We start from the raw sequence: 15,227 nt of genomic DNA on the forward strand, positions 1-15,227 counted from the left end.
CAGCGTAATCTTTCGCTTCACCACCAAACTTACGTGCACATACTGTAGCAATCGCAGCTGTTAAAGTTGTTTTACCATGGTCAACGTGACCGATTGTGCCCACGTTAACGTGTGGCTTATTACGTTCGAACTTAGCCTTAGCCATGAGATCTTCCTTTTTAAAACAACTCATGGAGGATCACTCCATGAGCATTAGGTTTTTTAACTATGAATTAGTTTGCGCTTATAGTAATCGAAAGATTACTCGTCGTCACCTTTTTTACCACCAGACTGGAATTTAGCAATGATGCCATCTGCCACGTTACGTGGAGTTTCAGCATATTTAGCAAATTCCATAGAGTAAGTCGCACGACCTTGAGACATAGAACGCATGTGTGTTGCGTAACCAAACATCTCTGCAAGTGGAACTTCTGCACGAATTGCTTTAGTACCACCAGGTAAGTCGTCCATACCTTGAACCATACCACGACGACGGTTTAAGTCACCCATGATATCGCCCATGTAGTCTTCTGGAGTTTCTACTTCAACTTTCATGATTGGCTCAAGAAGAACAGGATCTGCTTTCATGAAACCGTCACGGAATGCGTAAGAACCCGCCATTTTGAACGATAATTCGTCAGAGTCGACATCGTGGTAAGAACCGTCGAATAATGTCGCTTTAATGCCTACAACTGGGTAACCAGCCAAGACACCATTCTTCATACGTTCTTGGATACCTTTGTCTACTGCACCGAAGAATTCTTTAGGTACTACACCACCTACAACTTCTTCAGCGAATTCGTAGTCTTTACCAGCTTCAGGATCAAGCGGCTCTAAACGTACGAATACGTGACCGAATTTACCTTTACCACCAGTTTGACGTACGAATTTACCTTCTTGCTCAATCGTCTTTTTGATCGTTTCGCGGTATGCAACCATTGGTTTACCAATGTTCGCTTCTACGTTGAATTCACGCTTCATACGGTCAACGATGATGTCAAGGTGAAGCTCGCCCATACCCGCAATGATCGTTTGACCAGATTCTTCGTCTGTACGAACGCGGAATGATGGATCTTCTTTCGCCAAGCGACCTAAAGCAACTGACATTTTTTCTTGGTCAGCTTTAGTCTTAGGTTCAACAGCCAATGCAATTACTGGCTCTGGGAATTCCATACGCTCTAGTGTAATCACTGCGTTTTCGTCACACAATGTATCACCAGTGGTTGTATCTTTAAGACCTACACACGCTGCGATATCACCCGCACGAATTTCTTCGATGTCGTGACGGTCATTTGCGTGCATCTGTACGATACGACCAATACGCTCACGCTTCATTTTCACTGGGTTATAAACCGGGCTACCCGCTTTAAGAACACCTGAGTAAACACGTACGAACGTTAAGTTACCAACGAATTTGTCGTTCATGATTTTGAACGCTAACGCAGCAAACGGTGCTTCATCAGACGCTTCACGAGAACCTTCAGTTTCGTCTTTGTCGTCTAAGATACCTTTAATTGCTTCAACGTCAGTTGGTGCAGGTAAGAATTCAATTACTGCGTCCAACATACGTTGAACACCTTTGTTTTTGAATGCAGAACCACACATTGCAGGTTGAATTTCACCCGCTAATGTACGTTGACGTAAACCAGCAATGATTTCTTCTTTAGAAAGTTCACCATTTTCTAGGTACTTGTCCATGAGTTCTTCTGATGCTTCAGCAGCAGCTTCAACCATGTTAGTACGCCATTCTTCAGCAGTTGCTTGAAGATCAGCTGGAATCTCGCCGTATTCAAACTTCATACCTTGAGAAGCTTCATCCCAGATGATTGACTTCATTTCGATTAAGTCAACAACACCTGTAAATGTGTCTTCTGCGCCTACTGGAACAACGATAGGCACTGGGTTAGCACCCAAACGTGTCTTCATTTGTTCAACTACGCGGAAGAAGTTTGCACCAGTACGGTCCATTTTGTTAACGAACGCTAAACGAGGTACTTTATATTTGTTTGCTTGACGCCATACAGTTTCAGACTGAGGTTGAACACCACCTACAGCACAGTAAACCATACATGCACCGTCAAGAACACGCATAGAACGCTCAACTTCAATTGTGAAGTCAACGTGTCCCGGGGTGTCAATTACGTTAATACGGTGTTGGTCAAATTGGTTACCCATACCTTTCCAGAAGCATGTTACAGCTGCTGAGGTAATAGTAATACCACGTTCTTGCTCTTGTTCCATCCAGTCAGTTGTTGCTGAACCTTCGTGAGTTTCACCAAGTTTGTGACTTTCACCTGTATAGAACAAAATACGTTCTGAAGTTGTTGTTTTACCCGCATCGATGTGCGCAGAGATACCAATGTTACGGTAACGAGAAATTGGGGTTTGACGTGCCATGATTTCTAGCATTCCTAAATTTTGTTGTTTAAAACAGGCGCTTTAAGCTGAAGGACAGCTTAAAGCGATTCGATGACAGTTTGGCGTAAACCAAGCTATCACCCTCCTGAATAGGGGCTGTTTTAGTCGCTTAGAAGCGGTAGTGAGAGAATGCTTTGTTGGCTTCAGCCATACGATGCACGTCATCACGTTTTTTAACCGCTGCGCCTTTACCTTCAGCTGCATCAAGCAACTCACCAGCAAGACGTAAAGCCATAGTTTTTTCAGAACGCTTAGCAGCAGCATCTACCAACCAACGCATCGCTAAAGCAGTACGACGGGATGGGCGTACTTCCATAGGAACTTGATAAGTAGCACCACCAACACGGCGTGCTTTTACTTCGACCATTGGACGAACTTTTTCAAGCGTAGCTTCAAAAAATTCAACTGGGTCTACTTTAGATTTTTCTTGAACGCGGTCTAAAGCACCGTAAACGATACTTTCAGCAATAGATTTTTTACCATCTTGCATTACGTGGTTCATGAATTTAGCGATTGTTTGGCTGCTGAATTTAGGATCCGGAAGGATTTCACGAGCAGCGACTACGCGACGTCTTGGCATTTTAAACTACCTATAAATATGACACTTCAGGGTGATCCAGCCGTAGCACAAAGTGTCGTGTGCATTTCGCTGGCCTTACTACACGTCGCTTGAATTTCACAAAATTAAATGCAGAAATCAGACAAGCGAGACGATAAAGGATTGCAGTTCTACGAACTAATCTACGAACTAAGAGTTTAATCTTTAGAAGATTATTTCTTAGGACGTTTAGCACCGTATTTAGAACGTGACTGGTTACGATCTTTCACGCCAGCACAGTCTAAAGAACCACGAACGGTATGGTAACGTACACCTGGTAAGTCTTTAACACGACCACCACGGATAAGAACAACACTGTGCTCTTGTAGGTTGTGACCTTCACCACCGATGTAGCTAGAAACTTCAAAACCTGAAGTTAAGCGAACACGGCAAACTTTACGCATTGCTGAGTTAGGTTTTTTAGGTGTAGTTGTGTAAACACGTGTACAAACACCACGACGTTGTGGACAAGCCTTCAACGCAGGAACTTTTGATTTTTCAACCAAAGTCGTACGACCCTTACGGATCAACTGATTTGTTGTTGCCATGTGGCAATTCTCCCGTTAATAAAAAGCCCCAAAAACATACTACTTTTTGAGGGCATGCAATTGTAAGCGAAGATAGAAAAATGGTCAATATTTCATAGGCAGTTAAAATACCAACCAAATTTCTACTTATCACTTGTTTTTATTCAGCTTTTGGCTTGCGAGCACTTGTACGAGTTCTCGGCTTTTTTGTAACCTGCTTTGCAGTTTCTTTGCTTGATGTTACTGGATTTTCCGAAACAGTTTCAGCCACTTGAGTTGAATCTTCCACTGGCTCCAAAGCATCTTCCAGCCTATATTCATCAATTTCTTCTGCAGGTACAGCAGGTTTTTGCGGTGCAACTTCAGCATGTGGCTCTAGCATTTGATCTGCCAATTCTTCTAGACCTTGCTGAATATTTTCATCGAGTTGTGCTGCAGTTGTTTCCACTTTGTTCGATTTTTTCTGCACTTTTACCGTTCTGATACTTTCATGGTCTGATACGGTTTGCAGCAAAGCATCTGACGGCGCAGATTCTGCTCTCTCTTGCCCCTCTACTAATGCATCTTGCTCTGCATGTTTGGCTTCATTGCCCTTCAACTGCTCTAAGAGTTTAGGCGCAGCCTGTGCCAGCAATTCCAACGATTTTTCATACGCATGAATGGCAGATAAATTGCTGTCTTTATGCTGAATTAAATAGCTACGGGCATTGGAAAATACTTGCTGTGCCTTGTGATGCACATCTTCCACTAATTTCCAGCTATATACCGCACTCACCGATGCGGTTGCTACAGGCGTGAGTTTATTCAACATGGAAAACTTAGGTACATGATTCAACCACGGCCATTTGACTTGACCTTGCTCATTTAAGAAGTATTTCTTTAATACCTCATAATCATTGCTTGAACCGAGCATATTTTGTAATTGATGCACATCATGAGTTTGCAGCATATTAGATAAGGTTTTTAGCCCCATCAACACTGCTTGCTTTTCTGCAATGACGCCTAAATCAATTTGTTTAAAAATAAACTGAACAATTTCTTGCTCAGTGTCTTTATTCAGTTCAAAACCGTAGGCACGCCCAACCTGATAAATGGTACGTAAAGACATCACAATAGATGCAGGCACATCAATGGTTGAACCGATTACTCCTGTTGCACCTGTCAATGCGCCTTGCAGTGATGCAATCCATTTATTTTGTTCTGCAAGTGCCTGACTAATTCGTTTAGAACGATCTACATCTTGAGTCAATTCTTCTAAATCGCGCACACCTGCTTGATCAAGCACATCATCAACAGAGCTAATATTGGAGGTAAAACTATTCAGCTGATCAAATAAATAATCTGAAATTTTGTCGGAAAAATCGGGCGACACAAAACTCGCTACCTGATTGACGCGATTATAGTGACGTCCTAAAAGCTGACGTGAAACTTGTGGCACATGCTGTCTGAGCATGTGTTGAGGATTGTCATACTGACGCGCTTGAAAAGCACTAAAACTACGTGCCTGACCTTCAATAATTTGCCCTGATTTTGCACTGTGCTCATCCTTCGCTACAGTACCCGGTGCAACTTGCTGCAATACATGGATGCCTGTACTGCTGAGCTTTTTAGCCACCCCAATCGCATTCGAGAAGAATCCGCTTGATTGTTTATTCTTGGAATCTGACATTCTTACTCCTCAATTTTAATTTCTATGATTTATGGGTAGATACTAGGTGTAGTCTAAGTTTATCTCAATATGATTGTGTATCTTTTGGTTGGCTTCCTGCATCTCATTTACCGCTTCGCTGCGGTTTGATCTTCCCTGCAAAGTGGCATCATATTTGCCATAAGAATTCAAAATTCTTTCTGCTATTATGAACGCAATTGTAAGACATGAGTCATACCGTATCAGCGATTGCTTGGCAGTCACGGTGTTCGGCTCAACATTATCACCATAAAAGGGATCTGTAGATGAAACGTGTTGTAATCACCGGCATGGGCATTAACTCGTGCATTGGTAATACTTTAGAAGCTGTGACTCATTCTTTACAAAACGGTATTTCTGGGACACGTTCCAACCCAACTTATGCTGAACTTAATTTCAAAAGCCACGTAAGTGCAGCAGCAGAACAAAACTTTAACCACATTGACCGTAAATTAAAACGCTTTATGGGCGTGTGTGCGATGTACGCTTACAACGCTGCAGTAGATGCCATTGAACATGCGGGCTTAAAGCAAGAAGATTTAGCAGGCAACCCACGTTACGGTATCGCGGGTGGTTCAGGCGGTAACTCAACTGCATCTGTTGCAGAAATGATTGAGCTACTTGAAGAAAAAGGCGCACGTAAAATTGGCCCGTTCTTCGTACCACGTAACATGTCGAACACCATTACGGCAAACTTGGGTGTTGCGTTCAAATTACAAGGTATCGCGCACTCAATTACCAGTGCATGCGCAACTTCTGCCGATGCAATTGGTTATGCCTACAACCTAATTCAATTGGGTAAACAAGATTTAATGCTTGCAGGTGGCGGTGAAGAAGATCACTGGTCACAAAGCTTATTGTTTGATGCGATGGGTGCTTTGTGTTCTAAATACAACGACACACCAGAAACAGCATCTCGTCCGTACTCTGCAGACCGTGATGGTTTCGTCATTGCAGGTGGTGGTGGTTTCGTGGTTCTTGAATCACTTGAACACGCACAAGCACGTGGTGCAAATATTTTAGCTGAAGTGGTTGCGTATGCTGCAAACTCTGACGGTGCAGACATGGTTGCACCAAGCGGTGAAGGTGCAACACGTTGTATCTTGATGGCTTTAGACGAAGCGAAACAACACGGTGTAGACGCAATTGACTATGTGAACACACATGGTACTTCTACTCCAGCAGGCGACGTGACTGAATTGAAAGCCATGGAACGTGCGTTTGGTGAAGGTAAAGTGCCTGCTCTTAGCTCAACGAAGTCAATGACTGGTCACAGCTTGGGTGCTGCAGGCGTTCAAGAAGCAATTTATTCTGTCTTGATGATGCAAAACGACTTCATTGCACCAAACATCAACGTCACTGAACTTGATGAAGGCGCGAAAGCATTTGATATCGTACTTGAAAAACGCGACACAAAATTGAATACTGTGATGAGTAACAGTTTTGGTTTTGGCGGTGTAAATGCCTGCCTTATTTTCAAGAAGTGGGATGAATAATCTCCTATAGGATAGTCGATGGATGCACCTTCTGATGCTTTTTTATGGGTAAAAGCATTACATATTATTGCCGTGGTTTGCTGGTTCGCTGCATTGTTCTACTTACCACGTTTATATGTTTACCATGCCATGAGTGAAGATACACTGAGCCATCAGCGTTTTGAAATCATGGAGCGCAAGTTGTACCGAGGGATTATGTGGCCGTCTATGATTGCCACCCTCATCACGGCACACTTTTTGGTAGATTGGGGCGATGCGACCCGCAATTACCACGATGCGTTATGGTTTTACCTGAAAGTAGCATTGGTCGGTTTATTGGTGATTTACCATTTGGTTTGTGGCTATTACCGCCAAAAACTGATTGGCAATGCGCATTATAAATCACACAAGTTCTGGCGATTCTTCAATGAAATGCCGACTGTGCTGCTATTAGCGATTGTAATTTTAGTCGTGGTAAAACCACAGTTCTAAAATTTGAAACGCCAAGTATCCTGACATCTCAACCTGATTCGGTTGTAAAAAAACCTCAGTGCAAAGAACTGAGGTTTTTTTATGGGTGACAACTAAAAACAGCACTTATGCTTTAATTCAACGTATTTGTGAGTAAGGCTGAAAGCCCAATGCCGCTGCTTGTTTCTGCTGAGATTGAGGAATCGTGACAATAGCAATTTTTCCATCTGCACCACCACAGACCTGTGCATACATCCGCCCATCTGAACCTACACTGGCCCGCTTCACCTGAATCTGTGCTTGCTGTAAACGCTGAACAATTTCCGTAAGGGTTAAACCTGAATCTGGCTCACACTGTCGATGTTGCAATGATGTGTACATTTCGACCTGCGCAGTAGGTGTTGTGGATGTAGCAGCATGATTGGCACATGCAGTCATCAGTATTGAAACCGCTACTACTGCAATAGATTGACTAAATATCTTCATCACATACCCTCTTTCAATATTAAAATTAAATATTCAAATTAAATATTGAAGCACGATCTTTGCAATAACACTGCGCTAGAAATGCAAACAGATGTAAGCATCTCGCTCATCCAGATAACTGTTCAAGCACCGACAAAATTTGCGCAAAACACTGAATTCTATGTTTTGGTGCAGCCAAGTCTAACTCCTGAGCCGAACCATAGCCGTATTCGACTGCAACACAATCGACTCCATTGGCTCGTGCACCTAAAATATCGTGTTCACGATCTCCAATCATTAAACATTGTTCAGGTTGCAATTGTTCTTGCTGCAAAATATAGGCAATTAAATCCGCTTTATTGGTACGCTCACCATTTAGTTCGCTACCGTAGGGATATTCAAAATATTGCAATAAATCGAAGTGATCTAAAATTTGGCGTGCATAAATTTCAGGTTTGGCTGTTGCTAAAAACAGTCGATAGCCTTGCTGTTTTAAATCTGCCAATGTTGCAGCAACATCTTCAAAGACATGATTTTCAAATAAGCCTGTTGCAGCAAAACGCTCTCGATAGCCTGCTAAGGCTTGCTCTGCCAATACGTCATGCACATCTACATGAAGTAATTTTGCCAAAGAGGCTTTTAAGGGCGGCCCGATAATCCAATCAATATTTTCCGTATCTGCAATAGGATGTCCAACCTTAGCCAAACCATAACGCGCAGAAGCGGTAATGCCCTCTTTCGGGTCGGTCAGCGTGCCATCTAAATCAATTAAAAGGTTCTTTATCACAATGTCAGCCTATGTGCCTAAATGACTATCGAGTGTTACTCCAAAGTTGCCTATACTAACGTAAATAGAAGCAATTAAGGATATGTGTGTGCGACCAACAGTACTATGTTTTTCTGGTTTAGACCCTTCGGGTGGCGCTGGTTTACAGGCTGATATTGAAGCCGTTGGCAATAGCGGTGCACATGCAGCGATTGCCTGCACAGCACTGACCATTCAAAACTCTCAGCAAGTATTTGGCTTTAAAGCAACGTCTAAAGAATTGTTATTGGCGCAAGCCAATGCGGTGGTGAATGATTTGCCCATTAAAGTTGTAAAGTCGGGCATGTTGGGCACCACTGACAATATTGCAGCGCTGGCAGATTTTTTACGTGCACATCCTGATTATTTATATGTGCTTGACCCTGTTTTGGTTGCCAATAGTGGTGGTTCTTTAGGTAATCAAGCGACTTTGGTTCAGGCATTTGTCGAGTTGATTCCACTGGCGACTTTAATCACGCCAAATACTGTGGAATTACGTGCCTTAACGGGTGAAGATGATTTAGAACGCGCAACAGCTAAATTATTTGCAATGGGCGCGCAGGCCGTTTTGGTCAAAGGTGGGCATGAAGATACCCCTGATCATATTCGTAATGCACTGTATATTAACAATGAAATGGTTTCAGAAACCCGCTGTCCACGGCTTGAAGGTGAATATCACGGTTCAGGCTGTTCATTGGCGAGCTTTATTGCAGGGCGCTTGGCAATGGGAGATCAACTGAAACAAGCGGTACAACATGCTGAAACTTGGTTGTTTGGTGTGCTTAAATATGCGGAAACGCCTGTACCGAACGGACAGAAAATTCCGAAAAGGTTTTAGTGCTTATCGTTCAACTCCTTCAAACCCTGATCACCTTGTATCAGGGTTTTTCATTGCAACTTTTTAACGTTCGTGCCGTTGTTTCAAATTTTCGACATGTTGACGATTGGTTTTCCAAGACTTATCAAGTAGTTCTTTTTCAATTCTCAGCTGAATACGTTTCAGTTTCATCGGTGAAATGACTTCTTGCCGAAAACCTTTGACATACTCAACCCATGCACTGCCTTTAAAAACATTGTTGGGCAAAGAGGTCTTAAACTCACAGTCTGGCATAAATACAATCACAGAATGCAGATATTCAGGCTCGACAATATCGCTCAATACTGATTCCAAAACTTTTATATGCTTATAGTTCTGATAGACAGGATTTTGAAACTTGTAGGTCTTTTTATAAATTTTTTGTGTCCATACTTTTTGGCGTTCTCCACCAAAAATCCAGCCTTTATAGTTTTTTGTTTCAATCACAAAAACCCCAAAAGGACTCAATAAAATATGATCTATTTGAGTTGTTCCTGCGAACTCATCAGGCAAAGTTACATCATTCAACAAGATATAACGTTCATCTAAATACAACTTCACATGCGTACTTACTGCGAGTTCCCCCACCTTTCCCTTTAGAAAAGGTTTGAAAATTTTGATCAGCCCTACACCTGCAACAAGCAGAATAAGCCACCAAAACTGCAACAATAATGTTTTTAACATTTCCCCTGCTCTATTTTATTTTGATCAAAATTGTTGTTGAATCTCAGTCATTTAAACTTTTGAAGTTGAAGATTCTAACTTTAACAAAATCGCTTTATTATCCAACCCGCCTGCAAAGCCCACCAATTTTCCACTTGCACCCACCACCCGATGACACGGTGCAATAATCGAAATTGGATTTTTGCCATTTGCCGCCCCTACGGCACGCATCGCATTCTCACTACCAACTTGTTCGGCAATTTGCTTATAACTACGAGTTTCCCCAAAAGGAATGCTTAATAACGCCTGCCAGACTTTCTTCTGAAATTCAGTGCCTTCAAAATCAAGAGGCACATCAAATTGCTGACGCTGACCTGCAAAATACTCTTGGAGTTGCTGCTGAGTTTTGAGCAAAATTGGATGATCATCTTGTCGAACTAAACTGGCTAAACGTACCCGTTTATGATCTTCGTTATCCCACATTACCGCAACCAATGCGTGATCGTGAGCCACCAATTTAAGCACGCCTACAGGAGTGTCCATTTCAGTAAATGCCAATTGCATTATTTTTCTCCTCAAGCAGGTTGGGTATCAGGTCATCCTGTTTTTAACTCAAACCGATCTGTTATTGAGTACACACTAAAAGACTGCATTCCAAGTTAGCTGGATGAAATTTTCATAAGCACCAAACCTGAAATAATCAGAACTGCAGCCAACATACGCATAGCACTGGCAGGTTCGCCTAAAACAAAAATACCGACTAAAAATGAACCGACTGCGCCTATACCTGTCCAAATCGTATAAGCCGTGCCTAATGGCAAAGTACGCATGGCATAGGCCAAAAGCGCAAAACTTAAAATCATAAAAAAGATAGTCACGATACTGGGCGTTAATTTACTAAAGCCGTCAGACAACTTCATGGAGTATGCCCAAACCACTTCAAAAATACCCGCCAATATCAACATCATCCAGGCCATAACGCCCTCCTTCAATAGCATGAAATCAGGCCGTCCTGAAGATTTTTCTTGTCGAGTGTTCAGTCACTTTGACTATTTCTAAAAACCCAAACAAGGGAGGTCGTTCCTCCTGTTGCAATTTAAGCCACCGCGCAGCGATGATCCGTCTATTTTAAACTTAAAATTTTGCGCGCACCATTCAATACAAACATGGCCACAACTAAGCCAATAATCAGGTCTGGATAATTCGACCCTGTCAGCATCACCAAACCGCCCGCGATAATCACACCTAAATTCACAATCACATCATTGGCGGAAAAAATATAACTGGCTTGCATGTGGGTTCCACCATCTTTATGCCCTGAAATTAGCCATAAACAGGTGACGTTTGCCAGCAATGCCACAGCACCAATGACCATCATCAACATGGATTCAGGCTCACTGCCTAAGAAGAAACGGCGCAGGACATCAAAGATAACCAGTGCAACCAAACCCAGTTGTACCCAACCAGACAAATGTGCAGCTTTGAGCTGTTTCTTGGCGGATTGACCCACGACAAATAAAGCCAAACCATACACGGCGGCATCGGCAAACATATCTAAGGAGTCAGCAATTAACCCAGTCGAAGATGCAATTAAACCTGCAATTAATTCCACCAAAAACATAGCGGCATTAATACCAAGCAAGGCATATAGCACTTTTTGTTGTGCAGCGCTGTTAGATACAGGCAGTTCAGTTTGTGTATTGGCTTCAGTCTGTTGCAACACAGCACCCAAACCCAATGCTTCTAATTTATGGGTAATTTCTGTGGCAGATTGGTTGCTGTGATAAACCTTTAAAAGTCGTGCAGGTGAATCAAAAGACAAGGCTGCAATATCATTATGATCTGCCAAAGCAATCCGCACCATTTGTTCTTCTGCGCCACAATCCATTTTAGGAATATGGTATGCACTCACCCACGGACTCAAAAGTTCCGAATCCAAAATTGTTGCTTTATCTGCCTTGGCAGTCGTTGCAGATGTACAGCTATTTTGATCAGCACAGCTTTTTTCTGTATCGCAAGACGAACCACAGCCTGTATCGCCACATGACTTGGAGTGTGTAGGCGCAGTTGCACAAGGCTGGTTTACATTTTTTTGCGTATCACAACCACAGCCAGTATTGTTTAGATTTTGGTTTTCTAAGTTTTTATCTTGATTCGATTGAGGATCTTGAGTTGATGAAGACATACGCCACACCCAAAAATACAATAGGCTCAGTATAAACCAAGCCTATGTATTTAGGGACAATCTATTCTATTTAGAAGCAGCAACGATCCATTGACTTAATCATTGATAAATACCCCTAATCATTAAAACCTGAAACGCAAGCCTATCGCATATAAGCCGCTCTGCTCGGAATCGGTTGCAGACTGCCAAGCAGTGTGTTGATCACCTTTCGTATACTCATAACCTGCACTGATATACGGCATGATGTTCTTGCTGATTTCATAACGCATTTCCACACCCACAGCTGCGCGGTTGAGTCCTGTTTTTTTCGCATATTTGGCATCATCCTGCAGAATAACATCTACATCTAAATAAGGCTGTGCGATCAATTTCTGAGTCAATAACAGATCCCGTGTGGTTTCCAAACTCAAAGCCGCATATTGATCCTCACCCAAATAAAAATAAGCATCGGTTTCAAAAAAATATGGAGCTAAACCATGTAAGCCAAACACAGCGTCAAACTTATCTTCTCGGTCTGTTTGATGCTCTTGCTGATTCACTTCGTGTCGATAACGCACACCTGCTTGCACATCCCAAAAATCTGAAATCATACGACTGTATAACAACTTGGCATCATATTCAGTCGCTTGTGACTCTTGCTTATCGCTATGAATTTTCAAAAACAACTTGTTTTCATCAGTTCCGATACGAGTTTGTAATTTAGATTTGAGCACTCCCTCGGCATGATCATTCACTTGCCATTGCGTATCTAAAGTGCTGACCGCGTACACCTGCGCACCATGTTCTTTACGATGATCGTGTGACTGCGACTCTTGCACGGACGAATCGGATTGATGCGATTGATGCGATTGATGCGATTGATGCGATTGATGCGATTGATGCGATTGATGCGATTGATGCGATTGATGCGATTGAGTATCAGCCTGAGCTGCAATTGTTGCAATCTCTGCTGAACTGGCATGTGCACTATGCACCTCTGTCGCTGCTAGCCCAACTGTACTGATGCAGCAGACAGAAATACTTAAAACTGTTTTCGCAAAAAGATTAATGTTGTGCATGTGCTGCTCCTTTTTGCGCTGTCGCTGAAGGGGTTTGAGTGGCTTGAATTGCTGTGGTTGAAAGCGGTTCATTTTCACTCACCTGCGCTACAATCAATTTATTCATCATTCCCGCGCTCATGTGATAGAGCAAATGACAATGTATTGCCCATTCACCTAATTCATCTGCAGTAAGCAGTGCAGTTACAGTTTGACCTGGCGGCACAATTAAGGTGTGTTTATTCGGCATTTCTGCTGCCGTTTGACCATTTTCGAACTGCATAAACATGCCATGTAAATGCATTGGATGTGCCATCATGCTGTCATTGATAAATTTAATCCGAATACGCTCACCATATTTCACCTTGAGTGGTGTGGCATCACTAAATTTCTTACCATTGATTGTCCAGATATAACGCTCCATCGTACCGCCTAAACGCACGACCAATTCACTGCTTGGTTCACGTGTATCTGCTTGTGGCTGCAGCGATTTCAAATCTTCATAGTGCAAGGCTTTATGCCCCGCGGGTGTAGAAGCATTTGCCCATCCATATACCACCGCATTTTTGTGTTCTGTTGAAGGCATGCCATGTTGTGTATGCGTATTTTCAGACATTGTTGCATGGTTCATCTTGGAATGATCCATTTCCGACATTACCGCATGATTCATCTTGGAATGATCCATTTCTGACATCGCTACATGGTTCATCTTGGAATGATCCATTTCCGACATCGCTGCATGATTCATCTTGGAATGATCCATCTCCGACATTGCTGCATGGTTCATCTTGGAATGATCCATTTCCGACATCGCTGCATGGTTCATCTTGGAATGATCCATATCCGACATCGCTGCATGGTTCATTTTGGAATGATCCATTTCAGACATCGCTGCATGATTCATTTTTGAGTGATCCATTTCAGACATCGTTGCATGGTTCATCTTGGAATGATCATCGCCTGAATGCTCTGTAGCATGCCCCATATCTTGCATGGTGAGTAAAGCACGCGGGCGCGCTGCAGGGAGCTGTAGATTTGATGTTGCAGAATGAAGTTCACTCTGCAAGCTACCCACAGCAAAACCTGAGCGGTCTATTGATTCCGCTTCAATTTGATAATGCGCTGCTTGAGGTTCAACAATCACATCGTAGGTTTCTGCAGTGCCGATACGAAATTCATCCACAGTAACAGGTTTGACTGGCTGACCATCGGCACTGACCACTGTCATTTTTAAGTTTGGAATCCGCACATCATAAAACGACATGGCAGAGGCATTGATAAAACGTAAACGCACTTTTTCATTTGGCTTAAATACACCTGTCCAGTTCTGTTCAGGTGTCTTGCCATTCATTAAAAAAGTATAGCCTGTGACATCGGAAAGGTCGGTTTTCAGCATGCGCATCTGATTCCACATTTTGCGGTCTGACCATGTGGCTTTTAGCCCATCACGCTGTACTTGACGCCAAACATCACCTAAGGTTTCACGCTGATTTTGATAAAACTCGGCTGAAATTTTTAAATCTTTCTGAATTTGATTGCTAGATTTTTCATGAAAATCTGACAGCATCACCACATAATCACGATCTGTGTATTCATGTGCGTTTACGGCTGGCTTGGCTTTAGGATGAATCACCAAAGAGCCGTATAGACCATCTTGTTCCTGACCTTTGGAATGTGCGTGATACCAATAGGTACCACTTTGACGTACTTTAAATTGATAAACAAAATGTCCTTGTGGCTTAATCCCTTGAAAACCATTAAATCCAGGCACACCATCCATCAAACCGGGCAACAATAAACCATGCCAGTGAATAGATGAGTCCTGATTTTTTAATTGATTATTAACGTGAATTACCGCCTCATCGCCTTCTTCAAATTCGAGTGCAGGCGCGGGAAATTGTCCATTGACTGTAATACGTTGAACAGGTTTTCCCGTGATATTGACCGTTTGTTCTGCAATGGTCAGGTGATATTCCTTGACCGCAGCAAATGCAGAACTCGAACACAATGCACAGACTGTTAAAAACAGCGCAGGCTGATAAAATTTAGACATGACTTAAT

At 42.6% G+C, this 15,227-nt stretch carries 16 protein-coding genes; 3 read left to right on the forward strand and 13 right to left on the reverse strand.

What is annotated here, in order from left to right:
- The 5 genes from FTU35_RS11250 to FTU35_RS11270 form a co-directional block, all read right to left on the reverse strand.
- The coding region (locus FTU35_RS11250) for a GTP-binding protein (RefSeq protein WP_257218308.1) at nucleotides 1-145 on the reverse strand (145 nt) is incomplete at its 3' end.
- 95 nt (nucleotides 146-240) lie between these two features.
- Complete coding sequence (gene fusA / locus FTU35_RS11255; protein ID WP_180064739.1) at nucleotides 241-2,376, reverse strand: elongation factor G; 2,136 nt, start codon at nucleotides 2,374-2,376, stop codon at nucleotides 241-243.
- A 130-nt stretch (nucleotides 2,377-2,506) separates the two neighbouring features.
- Nucleotides 2,507-2,977: a 30S ribosomal protein S7 gene (rpsG, locus tag FTU35_RS11260; RefSeq protein ID WP_180064740.1), complete on the reverse strand. Its 471-nt coding sequence runs from the start codon at nucleotides 2,975-2,977 to the stop codon at nucleotides 2,507-2,509.
- 191 nt (nucleotides 2,978-3,168) lie between these two features.
- The gene (rpsL, locus tag FTU35_RS11265; protein WP_000246374.1) at nucleotides 3,169-3,543 is read right to left on the reverse strand and encodes a 30S ribosomal protein S12; all 375 of its coding nucleotides are present in this window, start codon (nucleotides 3,541-3,543) and stop codon (nucleotides 3,169-3,171) included.
- 139 nt (nucleotides 3,544-3,682) lie between these two features.
- Nucleotides 3,683-5,191, reverse strand: a complete 1,509-nt coding sequence (locus FTU35_RS11270) for an EcsC family protein (RefSeq protein WP_167846213.1) — start codon at nucleotides 5,189-5,191, stop codon at nucleotides 3,683-3,685.
- 284 nt (nucleotides 5,192-5,475) lie between these two features.
- Here FTU35_RS11270 and FTU35_RS11275 point away from each other — a divergent pair, with 284 nt between their 5' ends.
- Both FTU35_RS11275 and hemJ read left to right on the forward strand, forming a co-directional pair.
- Nucleotides 5,476-6,705: a beta-ketoacyl synthase N-terminal-like domain-containing protein gene (locus tag FTU35_RS11275; protein WP_004975268.1), complete on the forward strand. Its 1,230-nt coding sequence runs from the start codon at nucleotides 5,476-5,478 to the stop codon at nucleotides 6,703-6,705.
- An 18-nt stretch (nucleotides 6,706-6,723) separates the two neighbouring features.
- Nucleotides 6,724-7,176 carry a protoporphyrinogen oxidase HemJ gene (gene hemJ / locus FTU35_RS11280; RefSeq protein WP_004975266.1) on the forward strand — a complete coding sequence of 151 codons (453 nt, stop codon included), beginning with the start codon at nucleotides 6,724-6,726 and terminating at the stop codon, nucleotides 7,174-7,176.
- Nucleotides 7,177-7,293: 117 nt separating this feature from the next.
- Here the strand turns inward: hemJ and FTU35_RS11285 are convergent, their stop codons facing one another.
- Nucleotides 7,294-7,641 (reverse strand): hypothetical protein, encoded by a 348-nt coding sequence (locus FTU35_RS11285; RefSeq protein ID WP_004975264.1) that lies wholly within the window; start codon nucleotides 7,639-7,641, stop codon nucleotides 7,294-7,296.
- Between the two features lie 106 nt (nucleotides 7,642-7,747).
- A complete protein-coding gene (locus tag FTU35_RS11290) occupies nucleotides 7,748-8,407 on the reverse strand; it encodes an HAD-IA family hydrolase (protein WP_019837216.1) in 660 nt (219 codons plus the stop codon).
- Between the two features lie 88 nt (nucleotides 8,408-8,495).
- Between FTU35_RS11290 and FTU35_RS11295 the strand changes: the two genes are divergently transcribed.
- The gene (locus tag FTU35_RS11295) at nucleotides 8,496-9,263 is read left to right on the forward strand and encodes a hydroxymethylpyrimidine/phosphomethylpyrimidine kinase (RefSeq protein ID WP_167846215.1); all 768 of its coding nucleotides are present in this window, start codon (nucleotides 8,496-8,498) and stop codon (nucleotides 9,261-9,263) included.
- Between the two features lie 63 nt (nucleotides 9,264-9,326).
- Here FTU35_RS11295 and FTU35_RS11300 read toward each other — a convergent pair whose 3' ends face one another.
- The 6 genes from FTU35_RS11300 to FTU35_RS11325 all read right to left on the reverse strand — a co-directional run bounded on the left by FTU35_RS11300 (nucleotide 9,327) and on the right by FTU35_RS11325 (nucleotide 15,219).
- Nucleotides 9,327-9,965 carry a nuclease-related domain-containing protein gene (locus tag FTU35_RS11300; RefSeq protein WP_167846216.1) on the reverse strand — a complete coding sequence of 213 codons (639 nt, stop codon included), beginning with the start codon at nucleotides 9,963-9,965 and terminating at the stop codon, nucleotides 9,327-9,329.
- 51 nt (nucleotides 9,966-10,016) lie between these two features.
- Nucleotides 10,017-10,508 (reverse strand): methylated-DNA--[protein]-cysteine S-methyltransferase, encoded by a 492-nt coding sequence (locus tag FTU35_RS11305; protein ID WP_004975257.1) that lies wholly within the window; start codon nucleotides 10,506-10,508, stop codon nucleotides 10,017-10,019.
- Nucleotides 10,509-10,603: 95 nt separating this feature from the next.
- Nucleotides 10,604-10,921: a quaternary ammonium compound efflux SMR transporter SugE gene (gene sugE / locus FTU35_RS11310; RefSeq protein ID WP_004975255.1), complete on the reverse strand. Its 318-nt coding sequence runs from the start codon at nucleotides 10,919-10,921 to the stop codon at nucleotides 10,604-10,606.
- Nucleotides 10,922-11,067: 146 nt separating this feature from the next.
- Nucleotides 11,068-12,129, reverse strand: a complete 1,062-nt coding sequence (locus FTU35_RS11315) for a cation transporter (RefSeq protein WP_167846217.1) — start codon at nucleotides 12,127-12,129, stop codon at nucleotides 11,068-11,070.
- Between the two features lie 122 nt (nucleotides 12,130-12,251).
- On the reverse strand, nucleotides 12,252-13,187 hold the full coding sequence (locus FTU35_RS11320) for a copper resistance protein B (RefSeq protein ID WP_180064741.1): 936 nt from the start codon (nucleotides 13,185-13,187) through the stop codon (nucleotides 12,252-12,254).
- Nucleotides 13,174-15,219: a multicopper oxidase domain-containing protein gene (locus tag FTU35_RS11325; RefSeq protein ID WP_180064742.1), complete on the reverse strand. Its 2,046-nt coding sequence runs from the start codon at nucleotides 15,217-15,219 to the stop codon at nucleotides 13,174-13,176. Before FTU35_RS11325 ends, FTU35_RS11320 begins: the two co-directional genes overlap by 14 nt.
- Between the last annotated feature and the right edge of the window lie 8 nt (nucleotides 15,220-15,227).

The organism is Acinetobacter sp. YH12095, from assembly GCF_013419245.1.
In the GTDB taxonomy this organism is placed as follows: domain Bacteria; phylum Pseudomonadota; class Gammaproteobacteria; order Pseudomonadales; family Moraxellaceae; genus Acinetobacter; species Acinetobacter towneri.

Excerpts from the sequence above, each read along its gene's own strand:
- sugE (WP_004975255.1), bottom strand. The coding sequence starts at position 10,921 with ATGGCCTGGATGATGTTGATATTGGCGGGTATTTTTGAAGTGGTTTGG.
- FTU35_RS11270 (WP_167846213.1), bottom strand. The coding sequence starts at position 5,191 with ATGTCAGATTCCAAGAATAAACAATCAAGCGGATTCTTCTCGAATGCG.
- rpsL (WP_000246374.1), bottom strand. The coding sequence starts at position 3,543 with ATGGCAACAACAAATCAGTTGATCCGTAAGGGTCGTACGACTTTGGTT.
- rpsG (WP_180064740.1), bottom strand. The coding sequence starts at position 2,977 with ATGCCAAGACGTCGCGTAGTCGCTGCTCGTGAAATCCTTCCGGATCCT.
- hemJ (WP_004975266.1), top strand. The coding sequence starts at position 6,724 with ATGGATGCACCTTCTGATGCTTTTTTATGGGTAAAAGCATTACATATT.
- FTU35_RS11325 (WP_180064742.1), bottom strand. The coding sequence starts at position 15,219 with ATGTCTAAATTTTATCAGCCTGCGCTGTTTTTAACAGTCTGTGCATTG.
- FTU35_RS11275 (WP_004975268.1), top strand. The coding sequence starts at position 5,476 with ATGAAACGTGTTGTAATCACCGGCATGGGCATTAACTCGTGCATTGGT.
- FTU35_RS11320 (WP_180064741.1), bottom strand. The coding sequence starts at position 13,187 with ATGCACAACATTAATCTTTTTGCGAAAACAGTTTTAAGTATTTCTGTC.
- FTU35_RS11285 (WP_004975264.1), bottom strand. The coding sequence starts at position 7,641 with ATGAAGATATTTAGTCAATCTATTGCAGTAGTAGCGGTTTCAATACTG.
- fusA (WP_180064739.1), bottom strand. The coding sequence starts at position 2,376 with ATGGCACGTCAAACCCCAATTTCTCGTTACCGTAACATTGGTATCTCT.
- FTU35_RS11300 (WP_167846216.1), bottom strand. The coding sequence starts at position 9,965 with ATGTTAAAAACATTATTGTTGCAGTTTTGGTGGCTTATTCTGCTTGTT.
- FTU35_RS11305 (WP_004975257.1), bottom strand. The coding sequence starts at position 10,508 with ATGCAATTGGCATTTACTGAAATGGACACTCCTGTAGGCGTGCTTAAA.
- FTU35_RS11315 (WP_167846217.1), bottom strand. The coding sequence starts at position 12,129 with ATGTCTTCATCAACTCAAGATCCTCAATCGAATCAAGATAAAAACTTA.